Genomic DNA, 22833 nt, shown 5'->3' with positions numbered 1-22833 from the left:
GCGGCGTGCGCGGGCCCGCCGCGCGCCCGGCGGGCGGGGGCGGGGCGGGGCGTGTGGGCACAGCGAGGTGGCCCGTACGAGGCCCTGCGGACGTGGGCCCTGCCCGGTGCCCCGGGCCGGGTCGGCGCCTGTCGCGCGCTCCTTCCTGCCCGTGGCCGGGTGCAAGTCCCGTGCCAGGCGCGTGCCAGGGCCCGTGCGGTGGTGTGCGCCGGGCGTCGGCCCGGTGCCAGGGGCGGGGCGCAGGCTGGGGCGGTCGGACATCGGCGAGGGGCGGCGGGGGATCCCGTCCGGGCCCCGCGCAGCGGTGCGCCGAGAGCACTCGTACCCGTGGATCCTGGAGGCCGTCGTGACAACCCCCGTACCCCCGCCCCGCCGTCGCTGGTGGGCGCTGGGCGCCCTGGTGCTGAGCGTCCTGGTGGTCGGCCTGGACGGCACGATCGTCAATGTGGCGCTGCCGACCCTGGCGCAGGAACTGGGCGCCGACAGCGGCCAGTTGCAGTGGATCGGCGGCGGCTACCTGCTCACCTTCAGCGTGGCGATGCTGCCCGTCGGCCGGCTCGGGGACCGCTACGGTCACCGCAGGCTGCTGCTGGCGGGCATCGCGCTGTTCGGTCTCGCCTCGCTCGCGGGGGCGTTCGTCGCCACGCCGGGCGCGGTGGTGGCGGTGCGCGCGGTGCTCGGGATCGGGGCCGCGATGATCATGCCGGTCTCGATGGCGCTGCTGCCCAGGATCTTCGGCGAGCAGGAGATCTCCCGGGCCATCGCGGTGTGGACCGCGGCCGCCGCGGCCGGCATGCCCGCCGGGCCGGTCATCGGCGGCTGGCTGCTCGACCACTTCTGGTGGGGCTCGGTGTTCCTGTTCAACGTCCCGGTGGTGGTCCTGGCGCTGGTCGCCGGCCGCCTCCTGCTGCCCAGGGACGCCGCCCACGCCGACGCACGCGCCGGGCACGCCGCACAGGCCGGGCACGCCGACACACGTGCCGTACGTGCCGGGCGTGGCCGGGTGCGGGGTGTGCCGTTCGACGTGGTGGGCACCGCGCTGAGCGCGGTCGCCGTCACCGCCCTCGTCTACGGCACGATCATGGTGCCGACCGGGGGCTGGGGCGATCCGCTGGTGGTGGGCCCGCTGGCCGGCGGGGCGGTGCTGGTGGCGGTGTTCGTCCTGCACCAGCGCCGGGCCGGCGCCCCGCTGGTGGACCTGCGCCTGTTCGCCGACCGCCGCTTCGCCTGGGGCACGTTGACCGCGGTGTTCGGCAACTTCGCCATCATGGGGATCCTGTTCGTGGTGCCGCAGTACCTGGAGGCGGTGCAGGGCTTCGACTCCTTCGGCACGGGCCTGCGCGTGCTGCCGCTGATCGGCGGTCTGATGGTGGCGGCCGCCCTGAGCGAGGCCCTGGTGCCCAGGCTCGGCGCGCGGGTGGTCGTACCGGCCGGTCTGGTCGTCCTCGCCGCCGGCGTCCTCCTCGGCGCGCACGCCGCCCCCGCGAGCGGCTACCGGTACACCGCGCTGTGGCTGGCCGTCGTGGGGGTGGGTTTCGGGCTGGCCATCGTGCCGTCCACCGGCATCGTGATGGCCTCGCTGCCGAAGGGGGACACCGGCGCCGGCACCAGCGTGCTGGAGACGCTCCAGCAGGTCGGCGGCGTCCTCGGGGTCGCGGCGCTGGGCAGCCTGCTCGGCTCCGGCTACCTGGAGCGCCTCTCGGTGGACGGGTTGCCCGCGCCCGCCGCCGAGGCCGCCAGGGACTCGGTGACGGCGGCCGGGGCCGTCGCCCGGGACCTGGGGGACCCGGCGCTGCTGGCGTCGGCCCACGGCGCCTTCGTCCACGGCATGGGCGAGGTGCTCACCGTCTGCGGCGTGGCGGCGCTGGTCGCCGCCGCCCTCGCCGCGCTGTTCCTGCCCTCGCGGGCGCAAGGGGCGGGCATGCCGGTGGAGGAGCACGCCCCCGGGCCCGGCGCGGACGTGCCCGTGGTGAAGGTCTGAGGCGCACCTCGGGACCACCCCCCGTGCGGCCGGCCCGCCGGCCGCACGGGGGCGCCGGGCTGCCGGGCTGTCAGGGTGTCAGGGTGTCAGGGGGTCAGGGGGTGAGGGCGAGCGCCTGCTCGACGGTGGCCCGGCGCCCGCGCTCGTAGGCGGCGTCGAAGGCCCGCGCGCCGAGGGCGCCGGTGGCGGTGGCGGTGGCCCGTCCCACCTCCGGGCTGCGCTCGGCCCGGTAGCCGTGCAGGGTGTGCGCGGTGCCGAGGAGTTCGGCGGCCCGTTCGTTGTCGCCGCGGGCGGCGGCGAGCGCGGCCAGGCCCTCGGTGGCGGTGGCGAGCGTGTGGTGGTCCGCGGTGCGCAGGGTGGCGGCCATGGCCAGCGCCCGGGCGTGCCGGTCGGCCGCGGCCGCCAGGTCGTCCTCCTGCTCGGCCAGGCATCCGAGCCGGCTGAGGACGAGGGCGGCCATCCGCCGGTGGTCGGGGCGTTCGGCGCGCGGCCCGAGCAGTTCCAGGGCGCGCAGCAGCGGGCCGCGCGCCGCGGCGAGGTCGCCCGCGCGCCGGGCGAGGTCGCTGAGGGCGAGCAGTGCGGCGGCGGCGTCGCTGTGCTGACCGAGGCGTTCGGCGGTGCGCACGCCCTGTTCGATGTCCCGGCGGGCGCCGGCAAGGTCGCCCACCTCGGCGCGGGCCCGGCCGAGTTGGACGAGGACGAGGGCGCACCGCTGCGGGCCCGTGCCGGCGCCGGCGTCGTGGGCCTCCTCGCCCAGGCGTACGGCCTCGGGGCCGTCGCCGCGGATCAGCGCGAGTTCCAGCAGGCCGCCGATGGCGGTGTTGCGCCCCCAGCGTTCGCCGAGATTCCGCAACTGCCGGTAGCCGTGGCCGAGTTCGGTGGCAGCCTCCTCCAGGCGGCCCTGGTTCAGGGCCAGGTGCCCCAGGCCCACGTGGGCGGTGGCCCGCAGCCAGGGGTCGGGGTGGGGGAGGAGCTCGCGCAGGTTGCGGCGGGCGCGCGGCAGGTCGCCCAGCAGCAGGGCGCAGCCGGGCCGGGCCAGGAACAGCACCGGGTGCCGCGGCCGTTCGGGCAGGTGTGCCAGTGCCGTGGTGGCGGCGCGGCGCATGCCGTCCGGGTCCGCCGGCCGGTCCCCGCCGAGGGTGGTCACCAGGACGGCGATGAAGGTGCACATCGCGTAGGCGTCCTCCAGCCCGGGCGGCGCCTGCTCGCCGGCCAGTTCGCGGATCGCGAGTGCCCAGGTGCCCGCCTCGGTGGCGTGGTCGCCGATGATCCAGTACCAGGCGAGCGCGCCCAGCAGCCGCAGGGCGGTGGCCGCATCACCGCTGTCGACGGCGTGGCGCAGCGCGGCGTGGTGGTTGTCCCGTTCGGCGCCCAGGCGCGCGGCCCAGGCCATCTGGTCGCGGCGGCGCAGTTCGGGGTCGGCCCGTTCGGCGAGGGCGAGGAGGCAGGCGGCGTGCGCGGCGCGGGTGCGCGCGCCCTCGCCGGATTCCTCCAGACGTTCGGCGGCGTAGGCGCGGACGGTCTCCAGCAGGTGGTAGCGCACCCCGCCGGAGCCGTCGTCGCCGGTGGCGGTCACCAGGGACTTGTCGATCAGGGAGGCGAGCACGTCCGGCACGTCGGCGGCGTCGGCGCTCTTTGGTGCGCAGACCCGTTCGGCGTGTTCGGGTGTGGCGCCGCCGGCGAACACCGACAGGCGTCGCAGGACCGCGCGTTCGGTGTCGTCCAGCAGCTCCCAGCTCCAGTCGACGACCGCCCGCAGGGTGCGGTGGCGGGGCAGCGCGGTGCGGTCGCCGCCGGTGAGCAGCCGGAACCGGTCGCCGAGGCGGGCCGCGATCTGGCCCGGGGTCAGGGAGCGGGTGCGGGCGGCCGCCAGTTCGATCGCGAGCGGGATGCCGTCCAGCTCCCGGCAGATGCCGACCACCAGGGGCGCCGTGGCCTCGTCCACCCGGAAACCGGGCCGCACCGCGCCCGCGCGCTCGGCGAACAGCCGCACCGCCGCGTACTCCAGGGCCTCGCGCGGGCCCGCGTCCCGCTCGGGCAGCGGCAGCGGGGGCACCGGGTGGAGCCGCTCGCCGGTGATGCCCAGCGCCTCGCGGCCGGTGGCCAGGACGCGTACGTGCGGCGCCCGGGCCAGCAGCCGGGCGGCCAGGTGGGCCACGGCGTCCAGCAGGTGCTCGCAGTTGTCCAGGACCAGGACCAGGTGCCGGTTCTCCAGCGCGTCGAGCAGCCGCTCCACGGCCCCCGTGCCGTCGGCCGCCTCGCCCATCCGCATCGCGTCGGGGATACCGACCGCGGCCAGCACGGCCCGCGGGACGTCGGCGCTCGTGTCGACGGGCGCCAGCGGGACGAGCCAGACGCCGTCCGGGTTGTGCGGCACCAGGCGGGCGGCGACCTCCGACGCCAGCCGGGTCTTGCCGACGCCGCCCGGCCCGGTGAGCGTCACCAGACGGGCCGTGCGCAGCAGGTGCCCGACGCTCGCGCAGTCCTCCTCGCGGCCCACGAAAGCGGTCAGCGCGGCCGGCAGGTTGCCGCGCCGCGGTCGCGGCGCCGCGTACCCCACGGCCCCGCCGCCCGCCGTGGTGGCGCTGTCCGGGCCGGCGTGCGCGGGGGGCGGGGCCTGCTCGCCCGTCGGCGCCAGGGCCTGCTCGCCGCGCAGGAGCGCCAGGTGGAGCGCGGCGAGCTCGGGGGAGGGGTCCACGCCGAGGCGTTCGGCCAGCTCGCGCCGCAGGTCCTCGTACACCTGGAGCGCGGCGGCCCGCCGCCCGGCCGCGACCAGGGCGCGCATCAACTGGCCGCGCAGCCGCTCGCGCAGCGGATGCGCGGCGGCGAGCCCCTCCAGCTCGGCGACCAGGTGCCCGCCCCCGCCGAGGAGGAGCTCGGCCGCGGCCCGCTCCTCGACGGCGCTCAGCCGCAGCTCCTGAAGCCGGTGGACGGCGGGGCCCGCGAACGCGGCGTCGGCGACGTCCGCGAGGGCCGGCCCGCGCCACAGCGCCAGGGCCTCGCGCAGCACCCGCGCCCGCTGCGCGGGGGCGGGCAGGGCGCGGGCCGAGGCCGCCAGGCGTTCGAACTCCCCGGCGTCGATCGCCTCCGGCGCGACGGCGAGCCGGTAGCCGCCGGCCGCGCCCGCCACCAGGTCACGCCCGCCGGCGCCGCGCAGCCGCGACACCAGGGTGTGCAGCGCGTTGCCCGGCGCGGCGGGCGGGCAGGCACCCCACAGGTCCTCGACGAGGCGTTCGGAGGTGACCGCGCCGCCGCCCTCGATCGCCAACCGGATCAGCAGGGCCCGCAGCCTGCGCCCGCGCACCTCCACCGGCCGGCCCGCGCCGTCCCACATCTCCAGCGGGCCCAACACACCGATCCGCACCACGACCACCCCCCGGCACGCCATTGTGCCCGCCCCACCCGGCCCCCGGCCCCCCACCCGCCCCCGCAGTGGCCGCGCCCGGGGCGGCGGTGGGGGAGGGGTTTCGCGTGTTCTCCCCGCCGTGCGGGCCACGGTGCGGGACCATACGGGCGAAACCGTACAAACCCAAGTCAAGGAAGAGAGGGCGGACGTGTCCGGCAGCGAGAGCGAGAACCCGGCAATTCCCTCCCCCACCCCCACGCGGACCCGCCCCCGGACCAACCGGGACTGGTGGCCCGCCCAGCTGGACCTCCAGGTCCTGCACCAGCACTCGCCCCTCTCCAGCCCGATGGACGAGGACGACGACTACGCGGCGCGGTTCGCCACCCTCGACGTCGACGCGCTCAAACGCGACGTCACCGCGCTGATGACCGCCTCGCAGGACTGGTGGCCCGCCGACTACGGCCACTACGGGCCGCTGTTCATCCGGATGAGCTGGCACGCCGCCGGCACCTACCGCATCGCCGACGGGCGGGGCGGCGGCGGCAGCGGCGCCCAGCGCTTCGCCCCCCTCAACAGCTGGCCCGACAACGCCGGCCTGGACAAGGCACGACGACTGCTGTGGCCGGTCAAGCAGAAGTACGGCCGCGCGATCTCCTGGGCCGACCTCCTGGTCTTCGCCGGCAACTGCGCCATCGAGTCCATGGGCCTGCCCACGTTCGGCTTCGGCTTCGGACGCCCGGACGTGTGGGAGCCCGACGAGATCTTCTGGGGCCCCGAGGACACCTGGCTCGGCGACGAGCGCTACAGCGGCGAACGCGAACTCGCCAACCCCTTCGGCGCCGTGCAGATGGGCCTGATCTACGTCAACCCGGAGGGCCCCAACGGCAACCCGGACCCGCTCGCCGCCGCCGTCGACATCCGCGAGACCTTCGCGCGCATGGCCATGAACGACGAGGAGACCGCCGCGCTCATCATCGGCGGCCACACCTTCGGCAAGTGCCACGGCGCCGTCGACCCCTCCTACGTCGGCCCGGAACCCGAGGCCGCCCCCCTCGAACAGCAGGGCCTGGGCTGGCACAACACCTACGGCAGCGGCAAGGGCCCCGACACGCTCACCAGCGGACTCGAAGGCGCCTGGACGAACAGGCCCACCACCTGGGACAACGGCTACCTGGACAACCTGTTCGGCTACGAGTGGGAACTGACCACCAGCCCCGCCGGCGCCCAGCAGTGGAAGCCCGTCGACGCGGCCGCGCAGAACACCGTGCCCGACGCGCACGACCCCGCCGAGCGGCACGCCCCCATGATGCTGACCACCGACCTCGCCCTGCGCCAGGACCCCGTCTACGGCCCCATCTGCCGGCGCTTCCACGAACACCCCGACCAGCTCGCCGAGGCGTTCGCCAAGGCCTGGTACAAGCTGCTGCACCGCGACATGGGCCCCCTCTCCCGCTACCTCGGCCCGTGGGTGCCCGAACCGCAGCTGTGGCAGGACCCGATCCCCGCCGCCGACGGCGAACCGGTCACCGACCAGGACATCGCCACCCTCAAGGACCGCATCACCGACTCCGGCCTGGACGTCGCCGACCTGGTCACCACCGCCTGGGCCTCGGCGGCCTCCTTCCGCGGCACCGACAAACGCGGCGGCGCCAACGGCGCCCGGATCCGCCTGGCCCCGCAGAAGGACTGGGAGGCCAACGACCAGCCCCAGATCACCGCAACGCTACGGCGCCTGGAGGAGATCCGGCAGGACTTCAACGCCACGCCCGGCGCCCGCCGCATCTCCCTCGCCGACCTGATCGTCCTCGGCGGCTGCACCGCCGTGGAGCGGGCCGCGCGCGAGGCCGGACACCCCGTCACGGTCCCCTTCGCGCCCGGACGCACCGACGCCTCCCAGGACCAGACCGACGTGGAGTCCTTCGCCGTCCTCGAACCGCGGGCGGACGGCTTTCGCAACTACCTGCGCACCGGCGAGAAACTCGCCCCCGAGACCCTGCTCCTGGACCGGGCCAACCTGCTGACGCTCACCGCCCCCGAGATGACCGTCCTCCTCGGCGGCATGCGCGCCCTGGGCGCCGGCCCCCGCGGCCTCGCCCACGGCGTCCTCACCCACCGCCCGCAGACGCTGACCACCGACTTCTTCGTCAACCTCCTCGACATGGGCACCCGCTGGAAGGCCTCGGAGAGCGACCCGAACGTCTTCGAGGGACTCGACCGCGAAAGCGGCGAGAAGAAGTGGACGGCCACCGCCGTCGACCTCGTCCTCGGCGCCAACTCCCAGCTGCGCGCCCTCGCCGAGGTCTACGCGAGCGCCGACGCGGACGGGAAGTTCGTGCGGGACTTCGTGGCCGCCTGGGACAAGGTGATGAACCTCGACCGCTTCGACCTGCGCTGAGCGCCCGCGCTGCCGCGTGAGCGGGCGGCGGTGCCCGGCAGGCCCCGGTGGGGGCCGGCCGGGCACCGCCGCATCGCCCGTCAGGGCCGGTACGGGTTCGGCTCCCGGGCGCACCCGCCGATCGGCGGGCGTCAGCTCACGCCGGACGCGTCAGGAGTTCCCCGACCCGGTCGAGCACCACCGGCGGGCACAGCGCCTCCGGTCCGGCCCGTACGTCGCCGGCTCCGTCGGCGGCGCACCCTTGTCGATGGTCCGCCGGTACATCGAGCAGCAGAACCGCCCGGCCTGAACGCCTGCGATGGGCGACGTCCACAGTGCGGGAGGGTGCCAGCCGCCGGCGTCGGAGCAGGACTCGCAATCGCTTCACCACCGCGCTGAAAGCCCGGTGCACTGCGATGAGTCCCGGTAGCGGTGCAGCGTCGACGTGCTCAGGTGCAGTCTCGTCGCCAGCGCGCCGTAACTGAGCCCCGAGCGGCTCTTCAGCTCCTGGAGCAGCTGCGCGACCGCGTCCGTCTCCCTCAATTCCCCTGTCTCCCCCGACCCTGGTTCCTCTGCCGGCCCCCGCTCCCGCTTCCGGGTTCCCGAGCCGCGATCGCGGCCCGACGGCCCGACGGCCCGACGGCCCGACGGCCGCGCCGGGTGCGGGCCGCGTCGGACAATCACGCCGCCCGGCGGCGGGCGGTTCCCCCGGCCGCGCCCGTACGTGGCCGCGCGGACGCCGTCCCGCGCCGTCCCACGCGGCCCCGCCGTCCCACGGAAGCGTCCCAGGAAGGTTGCATCCACCCAGGTCAGAGGCGGTGCGGCCGTTCCCGCGTCCCTGATCGGCCGTCGGCCCTCGCGACCGGGACGAACCGGCGATCAAGCTGCCGGTGAACACCGAGAGGGAGCAACTGTGAGGACTGTTCGGGCGGCCCGTACCGCCATACGCACCACCGGCCGCCTCCACCGCGGCGCGGTGGCACTGACGATGGGCGCGGTCCTGGTGATGACCGCGGCCTGCGGCGGCGACCAGGACAAGGGCGGTGAGGCGGCCCCGGCCGCGGGCGCCGCCGACCCCGGCGCGACGGCGCCCGCGGCCACGGCGAGGACGTCGGCCGCGGTGCTGGACGTCGAGCCGAAGGACGGCGCCCAGGGCGTGGCACCGAACGCGCTGCGGGTGTCCGTCTCCCGCGGCACGCTCACCACGGTCGAGGTGGCCGACAAGAACGGCAGGCCCGTCCAGGGCTCGATCGCCCCGGACGGCACCGGCTGGAAGCCCGCCGCCGCGCTCGCACCCGGCACGGCGTACACGGTCAACGCCCAGGCCAAGGACGCCGACGGCCTCGTGGCCGCCTCCACCACCGCCTTCACCACACTCACGCCCGACAAGCAGGTGTCCACCAACGACAACATCGCCGACGGCCAGACCTACGGCGTGGGCATGATCGTCAAGGTGGACTTCAGCGGGAAGGTCACCAACAAGGACGCCGTCGCCAAGGCGATCACCTTCGAGACGAACAACGGCACCGAGGTGAAGGGCCACTGGTTCGGCGACAACCGGCTGGACTTCCGCCCCGCCGAGTACTGGAAGCCGGGCACCAAGGTCACCATCCACTACCGGCTGAAGGGCGTGGAGGTCTCCCCGGGCGTCTACGGGGACGTGGACAAGGACGAGCCGTTCACCATCGGCCGCTCGCAGGTGTCCACCGCGGACGCCGCCGCCCACACGCTCACGACCGTGCGCGACGGCGTCACCACCACCGTGCCCGCCACCCTCGGCGACGACAAGCACCCCTCCTGGGGCGGCACCATGGTGATCATGTCCAAGGAGAGGGTCACCCGCATGAACTCCCGCACCGTGGGCCTCGGCAGCGAGTACGACATGCCCGCCGTCCCGCACGCGATGCGGCTGACCCGCAGCGGCACCTACTTCCACGGCAACTACTGGTACAAGAACGACCCGTTCGGCAAGGCGAACACCAGCCACGGCTGCGTCTCGCTCAAGGACGTGGAGGGCGGCAGCGACACCTCCCCCGCCGGGGCGTTCTACAACGGCTCGCTGATCGGCGACGTGGTCAAGGTCGTCAACACCAAGGAGAAGACCGTCGCCCCCGACAACGGACTCGGCGGCTGGAACCTCCCCTGGGCGAACTGGTAGACCCCGCCCCCGCCCCCGCCCGGCCCCGGCCCCGGTTCAGCCGGGGCCGGGGCCGGGGCGTCGTGGCCGGGGACGGCGCCGAGGGGCAGCCGAAGGCCCCGGGGGAGCGCGGGGCTCACCCCTGCCGCTCGGCCCAGAACCGGTGGATCTCGTCGAGTTCGTCCAGCAACTCCTCCTCACGCCGGTCGAACTCCTCCTCGCCGATCCTCCCGGTGACCAGTTCCTGTTCGAGCGACTTGAGCGCCTCCTCGACGGGGGCGGGATCGTAGTACCGCTGCTCGGCGGCGTTCGCCACCTGCTCGGCCACCCAGGCGACCCCGCGTACCGGAGCCAGCGGCAGCATCAGAAGCCCGGTGATCAGACCCATGGCGTGTCCTAGACGAAGCTGTAGGGCGGCAGGGGACCGTGCAGTCTGAACCGGACGCCCTCGCCCAGCCGCTCGGCCAGGTCCGCCTCGGCGTCGAGGAGTTCCTCACGGCGCTCCTCCTGGACCAGGAGCGAGAAACTGAGGACGTCGTCCCCGTGGGGCTCGTTCTCGTGGATCTCGCGCGCGAGCGGGGCGACGGCGTCATGGACCTGCGCGGCGGCCGCCCTGCCCCGCTCCTGCAGTTGTCCGGCCAGGAGTTCACCGAGCCGCAGCTTCACGTCGGTGCTGCCGGTGCGTCGGCTCTCCTCGTTCAGTTGCTGCGCCTGCGGGGAGTCCAGCAGGATCCGGCGGAGCACGACCTCCTCGTCGAAGGACGCCTTGAGCAGGTACTCCGCGCATCCCGTGAGCGCCCGCAGCCGCTCCCGGTAGAACCCGGCGTTCTCCTTCAGCGTGGCCCGGACCTCATCCGACCCGCCGGCCACCGTGCCGAACCTGAGGGGCAGGACGGGGCCGTCGGCCATCAGGTCCTGGAGCACGCCCTGGTGCGCCATGACGTCACGGCGCCGGGCCCGGAGCGCGTCGGGAACGGAGCTGACGACCGCGATCAGGTCGGACTCCTCGAGGGCCGTGAGCTCCTCGGGGGGATCACCGACACCGGCGAGGCCGTCCAGCCGCGCCGGATGGCCGCCGTCGGCGATCGCGTAGACGTAGACGGCCATGACTCACTCCTCCCGGGGGCGTGCGCGACGCGAGGAGCGCGGCCGTTCACGTCGCTCGACCGGTTCGGGCTCCTCCTCCTCGTCCCCGGAGCGCTGGCGGATGGCGTCCGTGACCGCCTCCACCGCGCCGGTGAGCGCGCCCTTGCTCTTGCCCCGGGCACCGCCCTCGGTGATCTCGCCGACCAGCTCCGGGAGCTTGGCCGGCGCCTTGCGCCCGGATTCCAGGTCCAGCCGGTTGCACGCCTCCGCGAAGCGCAGATAGGTGTCCACGCTGGCGACCACGATGCGGGCATCGATCTTCAGGATCTCGATGCCCACCAGGGACACCCGCACGAACACGTCGATGACCAGCCCCCGGTCGAGAATCAGTTCGACGACGTCGTACAGCGTGCCCGAGCCCCTCGCCCCGGCCACCGCACCACCACCGCCGCTCTGCGGCACTACAGTCACTGCGCTTCCTTCCACGGACGCGCCTCCTACGCGGGCCGACCGGGGCCGCCCTCTCAGCGGCGGCGGTCGATCTCGTCACGTGTGTAGCGGCGCGTCCTCTCGTAACCCAGCAGCTCCCCGTCCTCGTCGAGCGTCACCCGGTAGCTGGCGATGATGCTCGCGGTGTCGGGAATCCGCTCCACCTCCACGACCTCCACATCGGCCTGCCAGCCCTCATCCGTACGCCTCAGACCGGACACCGACTCGGGCACCCTGCCCAGCAGCCCTTCCAGCTGTTCCAGCGCCGCTCGCATGACCGTCGCCACCGACAACCGCGCGCGGCTCCTGCGGGCAGGGCGGCTTGCCGGCTCACCCTTCCCGGCTCCCGCCACGCGTTGCCGGGGCCTCCTCGCGGGCGACCCCTCGTCGCCGTCGTTGTAACGAGGCATTGATCGTCCTTCCGCTTCGCTCGCGCCTACCCCCGCGGCACCAGGTAAACCCGCCCGGTCCCGGACCGCTCCTTCGCGGGCCGGTGGACGCCGGCGCGGCCCGGAGGAGGGACCGGCCACGCACCCGCCCGAACACGGCGCCGCCGAGCCACCCGGACGTCGAGGATCCGCCGCCGACTCACCCGCCGGCGGGCGGGCGCCGGCGCAGCGCGGGAACCTCCCCGGCCACCACGCCCGACAGTGCCTCGGGCCGCCCCGCCCACCGGCGGATCCCCGTCACGTCGACCCCGAACGGCGCCCGCCCCTCGAACGGCGCGAGCCCCCGCGCCGCCCTGGCCAGCAACGCCGCCGCGCCCTTCGCGTTGCCCCGCGCCGCATGCGTCAGCCCGACCGCGTACTGGGCCAACGCCCGCCACAGCTCCCGCTCCTGCGCCGGAGCCGCCTTCCACCGGTCCTCCAGCACCTCATGGGCGTGGAACGGCATCCCGGCGTCCAGCAGCCGCTGCGCCTCGAGGAGCGTGCGCTCCGCCGAGCGCACCACACCCTCGGGCTGGCGGGGCGCACCCTGGCTCCCGTACGGCAGCGGCCGGCCCAGCCCGTCCCGGGGCCGCCCGTTACGGGCCCGCCCCTGCGCGTCCCGGTCCCGCCCCGGCACCCCGGCCACCCGGCGCGGGGCCGTGGGCGCGTCGTCCGGCCCGTGCCCGCACTCGTCCCGCAGCCGCCCGCACCGCGGGCACACCTGCTCCAGCCAGCACGCCGCTTCCCCGCCGCCGTCCTCGTGACCCTCGCGCTCCGCCTGCCCCATGCCCCGATTATCCCGTGCCCGCCCCGGCCGCCAGGCACACCCGCCCCGGCCGCCGAGGCACGCCGGCGCCGGTCCGGCGGGGCTCTGCGGGCGTGGGAAGATCATCCACCGACGTGCGGCGCGTGCGGGCGCCGCGGGGGGACGCGCGCTGCGCTTTCCGTCGTCGAGGACCGGGTGCACGAGTGAGGGGGCAGCGATGTGGCGCAGCGTTTCCGCCGCCGACGCGGCGGTGGCGGACAGGTTCGACTGGTTCAACGACGTGGTCGCCAGCTCCCTGATCCCCGTGGGGCTGCGCAGTGACCACGCGGACGACTTCGAGGCCGAGGTGTCCGTGCTCGACCTCGGCGCGGTGCAGGTGTCGACGTTCTCCCACTCGCCGTTGGACTCCAAGCGCACCCCCGCGCACATCCGCCGGGGCGACCCGGAGCAGTACCAGCTGGCCCTGGTGACCGGGAATCCGATGTGGATCTCCCAGCAGGGCAACGACTCGGGTCTGCTCGACGGTGACCTCGTGCTCTGGAACAGCTCCCGTCCCCAGGTGGCGGGTTGCGGTGACCGGGGCGGCCGCTCGAACTCCGTCATCCTGCACCTGCCCAGGACGGCCCTGCCGCTGCCGGCCCCGCAGATGGACCGTCTGCTCGCCCGGCGCATCAGCGCGCGTACCGGCCTGGGCGCGATCCTCGCCAACTACCTGACCACGCTGACCGCCCACGGCCCCGAGTGCCGGCCCGAGGACCTGGCCCGGATGGGGCGGATCGCCCTGGACCTGACGGCGGCCTGCCTCGCCGAGCAGCTCGGCACCCCCGACGAACTGCCCGCCGAGGCGCGGGCGCAGGCCCTGCGGGAGCGGATCGACGCCTTCATCGACCACAACCTCACCGACCCGCGGCTGACCCCGCAGGCGATCGCCGCCCACCACGGCCTGTCCCTGCGGACCTTGTACGAGCTGTTCCGCGACCGGCGGGAGAGCGTGGCGGCGACCGTGCGCCGGCGCCGGCTGGAGCGGTGCCGCGCCGAACTCGCCCGCCCCGAACTGCGCGCCCGCCCGGTCCAGGAGATCGCCGCCCGCTGGGGTTTCACCAGCGCCTCCGCCTTCGCCCGCACCTTCCGCGAGGCGTACGGCGTCACCCCCACCGAGTACCGCGAGCGCGCGTCGGGCGGCCCGGCGCGGGACCTCCTCTGCCTGGCCGCACGCGATGTCGAGGAACACCGCACGCCTCGCGTACCCCCGCAGGCCAGGCGCTCGTAGGCTCCTGTCCCGCAGGCACCGGTCGTGATCGCCGGGGCCGCCGTGCACCGGTGGGCGGCCCTCGTATCGGGGGAGGCGATCACGACCGGGGGCCCTGGGGCGCCGGGCGCCGGCACGCACCCCCACGTGTGCCGGTGCCCGTCCTTCTGCCCGCTCCTCCTCCCCTTCCGGCGGGGCGTGTCCGGCCGTCGACGTGCCGCTGCCGGCCCGGTGGGGTACCGGGCCGGCAGCGGCGTCGCGGTTCTGCGGTTCTGGAGTTCTGGAGTTCTGGGGTGCTGGCGGTTCCGGGGTTCGGCCGGGGCGGCCTGTCGGTCAGGCCCGTTCCCGGTGGGTGCCCGCCGTCAGCGCCCAGATGACGAAGACGTCGATGGCGATCAGGACGATGGCCCAGAACGGGTAGTAGGGCAGCCACAGGAAGTTGGCGATCATGTTGAGTCCCGCGGCGACGACACCGAGGATCCGGGCCCACATCGCGCCGGTGAAGAGCATGAAGCCCGCCGCCACGATGACGAGGCCGAGGATGAGGTGCAGCCAGCCCCAGCCGGTGACGTCGAACTTGTAGACGTAGTTGCCGGTGACGACGTACCGGTCGTCGTTGACGATGGCGCCGATGCCCTGGAAGACGGCCATCGTCCCGCCGAAGATCATCAGGCATCCCGCGAAGGTGGTCCAACCGGTCGCGAACGGCTTGCGGCTGACATTGCTGGCCATGCTCGGGCTCCTTCGGAGAGATGACGTCGCCCGATGCGCGGGCGACCCGCTCGGAGGCCTTCCATGACCAAAGTGCCATGACCGCGATACGGCTGCATTCCGGAGATCACGGGCCCGCCGGCGCCGCCACCGCCGCCCCGCCCCGCCGGGACCCGCCCGCCGGGCCCCCGACCAGCGCGTACGCCGGACGGCGCACCGGGTCACCCGTCAGGGCGCGGCCCCGGGTGGGCCACCCGGGTGGCCCAGTGTCCGTGCGGTGCCGGTGGCGGTTGCCTACGGTCGGACGAGGGCGCCCGGCGCGGACGTCCCCGGCCTCGCACGAGGTACGGATCGAGCACAGGACCGACCACCACAACGACCCGTGGAGATGACCGGACATGCCGACCACATCCGAGACCCCCGTCCTCGACACCCTCATGGCCATGACCGCCGACTCGATCGAGCGGTGCGGCCTGGCCCCCGACATGATGATCCTCACCCGGATCGCCGCGCTGGCGGCGATGGACGCCCCGGCCGTCTCCTACCTCGCGCACTTCGAACCGGCGATGAGGGAGCACATGACCGCGAGTCAGCTGCAGGACGTGCTGGTCGCGATCGCGCCGATCGTCGGCACCGCCCGGGTGATGTCGGCCGCCACCCACATCACCGAGGCGCTCGGCATCGCCATCGCCGTGGCCGAGGCCGAGATGGAGGGCGGCATGTAGGACGCCGCCACCGCCGCAGGCCGGTGGGACGTGCGCGAGGGCCCCGCGACCGCTTGATTTCCAGCGGTCGCGGGGCCCTCGCGCGTTCCCACCGGGTGCGCCGCCGTGCTCAGTCGAGGATCCGCCCACCGTGGTAACGCAGCTCGTACACCCGCTCGCCGCCCGCGGCCAGGATGTGCTCCACCCCGCGGAAGCGCTCCACCTCCCCGACGCTCTCGTCCACGTACACCAGCCCCCCGACCTCGTACCGGAACCCGCCGAGAAACCGTCCCTCGCCGTACATGGCGCTCAGTGCGGCCTTGATCGTCTCCCCGGCGGTGAACGCGGTGATCGAGCCGGTCAGCAGGTAGCCGTAGTAGTTCATGCCCCACACCGGCCGGCCGCCGACGTGCACGCTCTCCTGTCCGAGGAAGTCCGTACCGCCGAAGTAGCTGTCCCGGTAGACCAGTTCACCCTCCCGGTACTCCAGGTCGTGGGAGCCGGTGCGCCCCGGCTCCACCTGCCCCCGCCCGCCGACGTAGGTCGCGGACTTCGCCCGGACGACGAAGGCGTTCAGTTCTCGCGCGTCGCTGAGATCGCTCATGCCCGGATCCTGCCAGGCGCCACCGACAGCGGTGCCCGGCCCCGGCGGTCCCCGCCGGCCGCGCGGCGGTGGTGGTCGGGGGGCGGGTCGAAGCCGTCCGCCGCGGCTTCGACCCGGGGCGGGCGCGGCCTACCGCGCGTCGACGGCGTCGGTCACCTGCCGCCAGCCGTCCAGGTCGGCGATCCGTGCCTCCAGGGCGGGGCGCATGGCCGTCGCGCTGGAGGTGCCGAGGGCCAGGCGCAGCGGGGGGTTGGGGCTGTCGACCGCGGTCCGGATGCCCGCGGCGATGCGCGCCGCGGCGGAGAACGCGGACGCCGGCAGCTCTCCGATGCCCTTGTGGACCTCGCGGACGGTCCGGTCGTAGTCGTCCAGGCCGGCCGCGACGTCGAGGTTGGCGAGGAAGGGGGTCGCGGTCAGCCCGGGCTGGATGACGGTGACCTTGATGCCGAGCGGTGCGACCTCGGCCGCGAGCGCGTCCGACAGTCCTTCGAGCGCGTGCTTGGTGGCGGCCAGCAGGCCCACGCCGGGGTGGGCGGACTGCCCGTAGACCGAGGAGCCCTGGAGGACGTGCCCGCGGCGCTGGGCGCGCAGCACCGGCAGCGTCGCGCGCAGCACGTTGAGCGCTCCGAAGACATTGGTGTCGAACACGGCGCGGGCCTGGGTGTCGGAGGCCTCCTCGACGGCTCCGAACAGTCCGTATCCGGCGTTGTTGGCCACCACGTCGATGCGGCCGAACCGTGTGAGCGCGCCGTCCACCGCGTCCCGGACGGCCCGCTCGTCACGGACGTCCGCCCGGATCGGGAGCAGGCGCCCGTCGTGCGCCCGCGCCAGGTCGTCCAGGGGGGAGGTGTCGCGGGCGAGGGCCGCGACGCTCTCGCCGTTCTCCAGTGCCTGGAGCGTCAGTTCGCGGCCGATGCCGGACGTCGCGCCGGTGATCAGCCAGGTACGGGGGTGGGTCTGCTGGTTGGATGTTCCATTCATGTTGCGACCGTAAGCTGTTAGCTCGCAACGAGTCAACCGGGATCGCATCGACGGTTGCCTGCTATCCGAGTTAGCGCTGACCATGCTGCTGTACTGTGGGAGGATGACCGCCGTGCCAGCCGGATCCCCCGAACCCAGCCCGCGCACCGTCACGCCGACGGTGGAGACCGTTCTCGCGTTCGTGAACACCCGCGCGGACGGATCGGGACGCCGGGAGCTGTTCGCGGACGGGGACTCGTTCGCGGCATGGCTGGCGCAGCACGAGGAGTTCGCCGGCGAAACCGTGGCCACCGACGCCGACGCCGCGGTCGCGCGCGAGCTGCGCGACGCCCTGGTGACCGTGCTGCTCGCGCACTCGGGCGACGAGGAGAGCCTGGGCGAGCCGCTGCTGCGCGCCGAACGGCACCTGCGGCGCGTGGGTTCGCTCTACCCGCTGGCGACGGTGGTCACGGCCGACGGCGCGCAGCTGGCCTCCCCGCAGAGCGGGGTGCCGCGCGTGTTCGGCACCGTCCTGGCCGCGGTGACGACCTTCGCGCAGAGCGGCGACTGGAGGCGCGTCAAGGCGTGCCGCAACCCCCCGTGCCACTTCGGCTTCCTCGACCGCACCCGCAACGGGGGAGGGCTCTACTGCAGCACCGGCTGCGGCTCCCAGGTGTCCATGCGCAAACACCGCCGGCTCCGACGCCAGGACGGCGACGCACCCACCGAGGCGTGAGAGCGCCCCTCCCGGCGACGAACGGCGCACGCCGACCCCTGCTCCGCCCGGTCCATGACGCCGCGCCGGCCCGCGCCGGCATGACCTCCCGGCTCACCGCGCCCGGCCCGCGCCGCCCTCCACCGCGCGTACCCGAGGGCCGGCCACAAGATCTCCGTGACCCACCGCGAGGAACTCCACCAGGACCTGCCGGCCTTCCCCGAGAGCCGGGGCGGCGCCCGATCGGGCAGTGGGCGGGCGCGCGCCGGGTAGGGACGACGGCCCCTTCGGGCGGGACCGCCCCGGCGCGGCCCGCCCCTCACCACCACCCGCCGCCCGGCGATACCCGCAGGCCGAACGACCGCCTCACCGGCCGACCCTGTCCGCCGCGACCCCTTCGACCGGTCGTTAGTATGTCGCCGAACCAACGTCGTCCGACGCGACGTCAGCCAGCCGAAGAGCAGAGGAATATGACGAAGACCAGGCTCATGCGCCCCCTCGCCGTCGCCGCGGCCGGCGCGGTCCTCCTGACGACCGGCGCCGCCCACGCGGCCGCCGCCGACCAGGCCACCGCCGGCGCCGCCGACAAGACCACCGCGAGCGCACCCGCACCCGACAGCGCCGCGGTCCTGGCCGCCCTGCGCACCACCATGAACGCCGGCGCACCCGGCGCCTTCGCCGTCGTCCGCGACCACGACAACCCCGCGGTCAACCGCACCATCAGCGTCGGCAACGCCGACCTCGACGGCACCCCGATGAAGGCCGACCGCCGCTTCCGGGTCGGCAGCAACAGCAAGATGTTCACCTCCGTCCTCATCCTGCAGCTCGCCGAGGAAGGCCGCATCGACCTCGACAGGCCGCTGCGCGACTACCTCCCCGCCGACACCCTGCCGGCGGACTGGCTCATGACGGGCCGCCAGGTCCTGGAACACCGCGCCGGCGTCTACGACCACACCAACGACCTCCTCGAACAGGCCGGCGAGGAGACCACCGCCGCGTTCGAGGCCCGCATCCGCACCACCGTGTACGACCCCCGCGACCTCGTCGCGATCTCCGTCAAGCACGGCATCCAGTACCCGCCCGGCACCAAGTACGCCTACTCCAACACCGACTTCGTCCTCCTGGGCCTCGCCGTCGAACACCTCACCGCCCGCCCCTACGCCGACGTCCTCAAGGAACGCATCCTGCGACCCCTCAAACTGCGCGAGACCTCCTTCGTCGTCCCCGACCAGGAGATCCGCGGCGCCCACGTCACCGGCTACCTCACCAACGACGACCGCACCAAGCCCCTGCTCGACTCCACCGAGCAGACCGCCTCCTGGCTCTGGGCCGCCGGCGGCGTCATCTCCTCCGCCCGCGACCTCGACACCTTCCTCACCGCCCTCATGGCCGGCCCTGCCGGCGGCCTGCTCTCCGACGCGTCACTGCGCCAGATGCAGGCCGCCCTCCCCACCCCCACCGCGAAGATCTCCTACGGCCTCGGGCTGCGCCGCATCTCGCTCAGCTGCGGCGACGTGTACGGGCACGGCGGGATCGTCCAGGGCTTCCAGACCCAGTCGTTCACCACGCCGGACGGGCACCGCACGGTCGTGGTGTTCGCCAACGCCTCCAACAACGGCGCGGTCACCCAGGGTCTGATGGGCGCGCTGGAGCCGGCGTTCTGCGGCAAGAAGCCGGCCACCCCCGCGCCCAGGACGAACCCGAGCCCGGAGCAGTCGGACGGCGCGAGCCCCACGGCGTCCGACACGGTGATCCCGGCGGTCGAGGACAGCCGGATCTGACCCACCCGCACGACGGCCCCGGCCGGGGCACCGTGACGCTCTCCCGGCCGGGGACGGCCGCGGCCCGTCCGGCGCCGTCCTCCCCGCCCGGGGCGCCGGTGCCGCACCCCGCCGCCGCACCCCGCCGCCGATATGATCGCCTCGCCGCCGGGGCAGAGCGCCGCCGGCTCCACGACGCGGGGGGAGCGCCACGTGATCGAGCTGGCCGACAGGCCGATGACCTGGGTGATGACCGGCGACAGCATCACCCAGGCGGTCCTGCACACCTACGGCGCCCGCGGCTGGGTGGAGCACCTGCACGAGCGGATCCGCTGGCAGCTGGACCGGCTGACCGACATCGTGGTCAACACCGGGGTGTCGGCGTGGGGGGCCACCGACGTCCTCGCCGCCTACGACCACCTGATCGGCCGGTTCGCGCCCGACGTGCTGTCGGTCTCGCTCGGCACCAACGACGCCCGGGCCGGACGCGAGGGCATCGCCGGGTTCCACCGGGCGATGCGGGAGATCGTCGCCCGTACGCAAGGCGCGCAGATCGTCCTGCACACGCCCGTCCTCACCAGCTTCAGCGGCCGCCAGGCCCGGGCCGAACTGCCCGCCTACTGCGAGGCGGTGCGCGAGATCGCCCACGACACCGGCGCGCTGCTGGTGGACCACGAGGCGCACTGGCGGGCCCGGTTCCCGGACGGCGCCGACCCGATCCCGTGGCTCGACGACCCCGCCCACCCCAACGCGGTCGGCCACCGCCGGATGGCCGACCACACCCTGCGCACCCTCGGCCTCGGCGAACTCACCGACCTCTGACCGGCCCCCGACCTGCCTCCGACAGGCCTGTGACCGGGGCCGGTGATCCCGCCGGGCAGCAGCAGGACCCGGTGCGGGGCGCCGGCCGGACCCGACTCCCGCACGTCCCACGCGGTCAACGGCGCTGCGCCGCCCACGGGCGCTCCCTTCGCCTCGTCCGAACTCCCGCGGCCCCCGCCCAGCCGCCGCGGCCGTCCCGGACACCGACGCGGCATCGGGAACGGCCGCCGGATCACGCGCGGGACAGGCCCTCGGTCACTCGCCCGTGTCGGGCCGGACCACGCAGACCGCGTTGCCGAGCATCGAACCGAAGCCGCCGAGCAGCGCGGCGGTGACGGCCTTGCACGCGGCCGCCTCCTCCGGGGTCTTGGGGCCGTTGCTGCCACTGGCGGCGGCGGCCTGCTGGGCGAAGGCGAGAGGGGCGGCGAGCAGCAGGGCGCACCCTGCGGCGACCAGTGCGGACTTCCTCACGAACATGACGGGGCCCTTTCGGGAACGGGGGACGGGATCCGGCGGGTGACGGGCCGGGGGTCATCCCTATCCGACGGGGCCCGTGAGGTCACGGATCCTGCACCGTCCGTGAGCGTGTCAGCGCCCGCGGCCGGGCGGCCCGCCGGACGGGCCCGCCGGAGGGGCGCGCCGGAGGGGCTCGGGGGCTGCCTTCGGGTGCTTCCGCTGGCCCGCCCGGGTGGTGACCGGGCCCCGCCTCCCGTGACCCGCGGGCGCGGTCGGTCAAGGTTCAGGTCCCCGACACGCACAGACAGGAGTCGCACAATGGACGCGCTTCAGGGCCTTCTCGGCAGCCTTCTCGGCGGACTCGGCGGACTGGGTGGCGGCCTCCCGATCGGCTAGAGCACCGCGTTCCGCGGGGGGAGGGGCCGCCACACCCGACGACCCCTCCCCCCGGCCACGACCGGCCCGGCCCAAGCCCGCGGCCTCCCCGGGCACGGACGTGAACCACCCGCCGTGCCGGCCGTGCCCCGCCTACCGGCCCAGCCCGCCCGCCGCCGCCCCGCCCGCCCCGAACGGCACCTCCTCCGGGAGCAGCGCCAGCTCCAGGGCGGCGAGCCGCCCCCGGTCGGCGACCACCTCGAAGCCGGCCACCCGCCCGTCCTCCACCGCCACCCGCACCACCAGCCGCAACCGGCCACCCGGGGCGATCACGATGCCCGGCACCCCGTCCACCAGCACCACCGCCCCGAAACGGGCCCGCCGGCCGAGCACCACACTCTCCCGGGCCACGGCCCGCGCCCCGTACGCCACCGGCGCCAGCCCCGCCGGCAGGGCGGCCGGATCCGCGCGCCGCACCACGTCCGGCGCCAGGACCGCCACCAGCTCACCCAGATCCCCGCCCCGGGCGGCGGCCAGGAACGCCTCCACCACCCGCCGGTGCCCGACCGACCGCTCCGGCACCGCCACCGCCGGCCCGCGCACCCGCCGCCGGGCCCGGCTGGCCAACTTCTTGGCCGCCACCGGACTGCGCCCCACGATCGGCGCGATCTGCTCGAACGGCACCGCGAACCCGTCGTGCAGCACGAACGCCACCCGCTCCGCCGGGCCCAGCCGCTCCAGCACCACCAGCAGCGCCCGGCCCACCGACTCCACCAGCAGCGCCTCCCGCTCCGGGTCCGCGCCCCCGTCCTCGACGTCCGCCGGCCCCGGCCCGGCCGGCTCCTCCCGGCGCACCGCCCGCGCCCGCAGCACGTCCAGACAGATCCGCGAGACCACCGTGGTCAGCCACCCCGGCAGGTTCGCGACCTCCTCGCCACCCGCCCGCCCCAGCCGCAACCACGCCTCCTGGACGGCCTCCTCCGCCTCGCCCGTCGACCCGAGCATCCGCTGCGCCAACGCCCGCAACCGCCCCCGCTCGGCCTCGAAACACGCCACCACCGTCCCGTCCACGACCCCGCCCCGCACCATCGGTCACCTTCCCCGCGTCCCGCCCGTCACCCCGGATGACGGATCCACCCCGATGACGATCCGCCCACCACCCACGTGACCGGAGAACCCTGTGACCACCACCACCCTGCTCCACCTCGACTCCAGCACCAGCACCGACGACTCCGTCACCCGCGCCCTGACCGCCCGCTTCGCCACCGCCTGGCGCACCCGGCACGGCGCCGCCGGCCACCACCACCGGGACCTCGCCGCCGACCCCGTCCCCACCCCCGGCGCCGCCTACGCCAGGCTCGGCCGCCGCGCCGGGAACAAGGGCCCCGTCCCGCTCGCCGACATCGCCGCCCTCGCCGCCGACCCCGACGAGCGGCACGAATGGCACCTCACCCGCCCCCTGATCGACCAACTGCTCGGCGCCGACACCGTCCTGCTCGGCGTCCCGATGTACAACCTGACCGTCCCCACCACCCTCAAGGCCTGGATCGACCGCGTCACCTTCCCCGGCGCCCACACCGACCCCGACACCGGCGAGAGCCTGCTGCGCCGCACCCGGGTGGTCATCGCGGCCGCCCGGGGCGGCGGCTACGGGCCCGGCACCCCGCGCGAGGGCCTCGACTTCCAGATCCCCTACCTGCGGGCGTACTTCACCGGCCTCGGCGTCCGCGCCGAGCGGCTGCACATCGTCACCGCCGAACTCACCCGCGCCGACGACGTCCCCGCCCTGAACGCCCTCAAGCCGCTCGCCGACCGCTCCCTGGCCGATGCCCGGGCCGCCCTGGACGAACTGGCCGCCTCCTGACCCCCG

General features: G+C 75.0%; 22 protein-coding genes. 10 read left to right on the top strand and 12 right to left on the bottom strand.

Features of this window, described 5'->3' with window-relative positions:
* Positions 1–346 precede the first annotated feature (346 nt).
* Complete coding sequence (locus ACWEQL_RS12140) at positions 347–1981, top strand: MFS transporter (protein WP_452150119.1); 1635 nt, start codon at positions 347–349, stop codon at positions 1979–1981.
* 94 nt (positions 1982–2075) lie between these two features.
* On the opposite strand, the gene ACWEQL_RS12135 is transcribed toward ACWEQL_RS12140, so the two are convergent.
* Positions 2076–5345, bottom strand: coding sequence for an AfsR/SARP family transcriptional regulator (locus ACWEQL_RS12135; protein ID WP_452150118.1), 3270 nt, complete (start codon positions 5343–5345; stop codon positions 2076–2078).
* 190 nt (positions 5346–5535) lie between these two features.
* On the opposite strand from ACWEQL_RS12135, the gene katG reads away from it, so the two are divergent.
* Together katG and ACWEQL_RS12125 are read left to right on the top strand one after the other, a co-directional pair.
* A complete protein-coding gene (gene katG, locus ACWEQL_RS12130) occupies positions 5536–7722 on the top strand; it encodes a catalase/peroxidase HPI (protein ID WP_452150117.1) in 2187 nt (728 codons plus the stop codon).
* Positions 7723–7738: 16 nt separating this feature from the next.
* Positions 7739–8011, top strand: a complete 273-nt coding sequence (locus tag ACWEQL_RS12125) for a transposase (RefSeq protein ID WP_452150116.1) — start codon at positions 7739–7741, stop codon at positions 8009–8011.
* A gap of 74 nt (positions 8012–8085) precedes the next feature.
* On the opposite strand, the gene ACWEQL_RS12120 is transcribed toward ACWEQL_RS12125, so the two are convergent.
* Positions 8086–8244: a helix-turn-helix domain-containing protein gene (locus ACWEQL_RS12120; RefSeq protein WP_452150115.1), complete on the bottom strand. Its 159-nt coding sequence runs from the start codon at positions 8242–8244 to the stop codon at positions 8086–8088.
* 370 nt (positions 8245–8614) lie between these two features.
* Between ACWEQL_RS12120 and ACWEQL_RS12115 the strand changes: the two genes are divergently transcribed.
* Complete coding sequence (locus ACWEQL_RS12115; protein ID WP_452150114.1) at positions 8615–9859, top strand: L,D-transpeptidase; 1245 nt, start codon at positions 8615–8617, stop codon at positions 9857–9859.
* Between the two features lie 115 nt (positions 9860–9974).
* On the opposite strand, the gene ACWEQL_RS12110 is transcribed toward ACWEQL_RS12115, so the two are convergent.
* The 5 genes from ACWEQL_RS12110 to ACWEQL_RS12090 all read right to left on the bottom strand — a co-directional run bounded on the left by ACWEQL_RS12110 (position 9975) and on the right by ACWEQL_RS12090 (position 12628).
* Complete coding sequence (locus ACWEQL_RS12110; protein ID WP_452150113.1) at positions 9975–10226, bottom strand: gas vesicle protein GvpG; 252 nt, start codon at positions 10224–10226, stop codon at positions 9975–9977.
* Positions 10227–10234: 8 nt separating this feature from the next.
* Complete coding sequence (locus ACWEQL_RS12105) at positions 10235–10945, bottom strand: GvpL/GvpF family gas vesicle protein (protein ID WP_452150112.1); 711 nt, start codon at positions 10943–10945, stop codon at positions 10235–10237.
* Between the two features lie 3 nt (positions 10946–10948).
* On the bottom strand, positions 10949–11395 hold the full coding sequence (locus ACWEQL_RS12100) for a gas vesicle structural protein GvpA (RefSeq protein ID WP_452150111.1): 447 nt from the start codon (positions 11393–11395) through the stop codon (positions 10949–10951).
* A 53-nt stretch (positions 11396–11448) separates the two neighbouring features.
* Positions 11449–11766, bottom strand: coding sequence for a gas vesicle protein GvpO (locus ACWEQL_RS12095; protein WP_452150120.1), 318 nt, complete (start codon positions 11764–11766; stop codon positions 11449–11451).
* Between the two features lie 235 nt (positions 11767–12001).
* The gene (locus tag ACWEQL_RS12090) at positions 12002–12628 is read right to left on the bottom strand and encodes a DUF309 domain-containing protein (protein ID WP_452150110.1); all 627 of its coding nucleotides are present in this window, start codon (positions 12626–12628) and stop codon (positions 12002–12004) included.
* A 196-nt stretch (positions 12629–12824) separates the two neighbouring features.
* Between ACWEQL_RS12090 and ACWEQL_RS12085 the strand changes: the two genes are divergently transcribed.
* Positions 12825–13877 (top strand): AraC-like ligand-binding domain-containing protein, encoded by a 1053-nt coding sequence (locus tag ACWEQL_RS12085; protein ID WP_452150109.1) that lies wholly within the window; start codon positions 12825–12827, stop codon positions 13875–13877.
* Positions 13878–14189: 312 nt separating this feature from the next.
* Here ACWEQL_RS12085 and ACWEQL_RS12080 read toward each other — a convergent pair whose 3' ends face one another.
* Positions 14190–14588: a DUF7144 family membrane protein gene (locus ACWEQL_RS12080; RefSeq protein ID WP_452150108.1), complete on the bottom strand. Its 399-nt coding sequence runs from the start codon at positions 14586–14588 to the stop codon at positions 14190–14192.
* 377 nt (positions 14589–14965) lie between these two features.
* On the opposite strand from ACWEQL_RS12080, the gene ACWEQL_RS12075 reads away from it, so the two are divergent.
* Positions 14966–15292 carry a carboxymuconolactone decarboxylase gene (locus ACWEQL_RS12075; protein WP_452150107.1) on the top strand — a complete coding sequence of 109 codons (327 nt, stop codon included), beginning with the start codon at positions 14966–14968 and terminating at the stop codon, positions 15290–15292.
* Between the two features lie 109 nt (positions 15293–15401).
* Here ACWEQL_RS12075 and ACWEQL_RS12070 read toward each other — a convergent pair whose 3' ends face one another.
* Positions 15402–15875: a DUF5680 domain-containing protein gene (locus ACWEQL_RS12070; RefSeq protein WP_452150106.1), complete on the bottom strand. Its 474-nt coding sequence runs from the start codon at positions 15873–15875 to the stop codon at positions 15402–15404.
* Between the two features lie 129 nt (positions 15876–16004).
* Entirely contained in the window at positions 16005–16856 is an 852-nt protein-coding gene (locus ACWEQL_RS12065; RefSeq protein ID WP_452150105.1) for an SDR family NAD(P)-dependent oxidoreductase, read from the bottom strand.
* Between the two features lie 103 nt (positions 16857–16959).
* Between ACWEQL_RS12065 and ACWEQL_RS12060 the strand changes: the two genes are divergently transcribed.
* From ACWEQL_RS12060 to ACWEQL_RS12050, 3 genes are all read left to right on the top strand, one after another.
* Positions 16960–17571, top strand: coding sequence for a CGNR zinc finger domain-containing protein (locus ACWEQL_RS12060; RefSeq protein ID WP_452150104.1), 612 nt, complete (start codon positions 16960–16962; stop codon positions 17569–17571).
* A gap of 449 nt (positions 17572–18020) precedes the next feature.
* Positions 18021–19331 (top strand): serine hydrolase domain-containing protein, encoded by a 1311-nt coding sequence (locus tag ACWEQL_RS12055; protein ID WP_452150103.1) that lies wholly within the window; start codon positions 18021–18023, stop codon positions 19329–19331.
* Between the two features lie 192 nt (positions 19332–19523).
* Positions 19524–20132, top strand: coding sequence for an SGNH/GDSL hydrolase family protein (locus ACWEQL_RS12050; RefSeq protein WP_452150102.1), 609 nt, complete (start codon positions 19524–19526; stop codon positions 20130–20132).
* 255 nt (positions 20133–20387) lie between these two features.
* Here the strand turns inward: ACWEQL_RS12050 and ACWEQL_RS12045 are convergent, their stop codons facing one another.
* Together ACWEQL_RS12045 and ACWEQL_RS12040 are read right to left on the bottom strand one after the other, a co-directional pair.
* Positions 20388–20609, bottom strand: coding sequence for a hypothetical protein (locus ACWEQL_RS12045; RefSeq protein WP_452150101.1), 222 nt, complete (start codon positions 20607–20609; stop codon positions 20388–20390).
* Positions 20610–21116: 507 nt separating this feature from the next.
* Positions 21117–22052 (bottom strand): sigma-70 family RNA polymerase sigma factor, encoded by a 936-nt coding sequence (locus tag ACWEQL_RS12040; protein WP_452150100.1) that lies wholly within the window; start codon positions 22050–22052, stop codon positions 21117–21119.
* Positions 22053–22143: 91 nt separating this feature from the next.
* Here ACWEQL_RS12040 and ACWEQL_RS12035 point away from each other — a divergent pair, with 91 nt between their 5' ends.
* A complete protein-coding gene (locus ACWEQL_RS12035; protein ID WP_452150099.1) occupies positions 22144–22827 on the top strand; it encodes an FMN-dependent NADH-azoreductase in 684 nt (227 codons plus the stop codon).
* The last annotated feature ends 6 nt before the right edge of the window (positions 22828–22833 follow it).

The organism is Kitasatospora sp. NPDC004240, from assembly GCF_053603215.1.
This window is presented reverse-complemented; position numbering and strand designations above follow the sequence as displayed.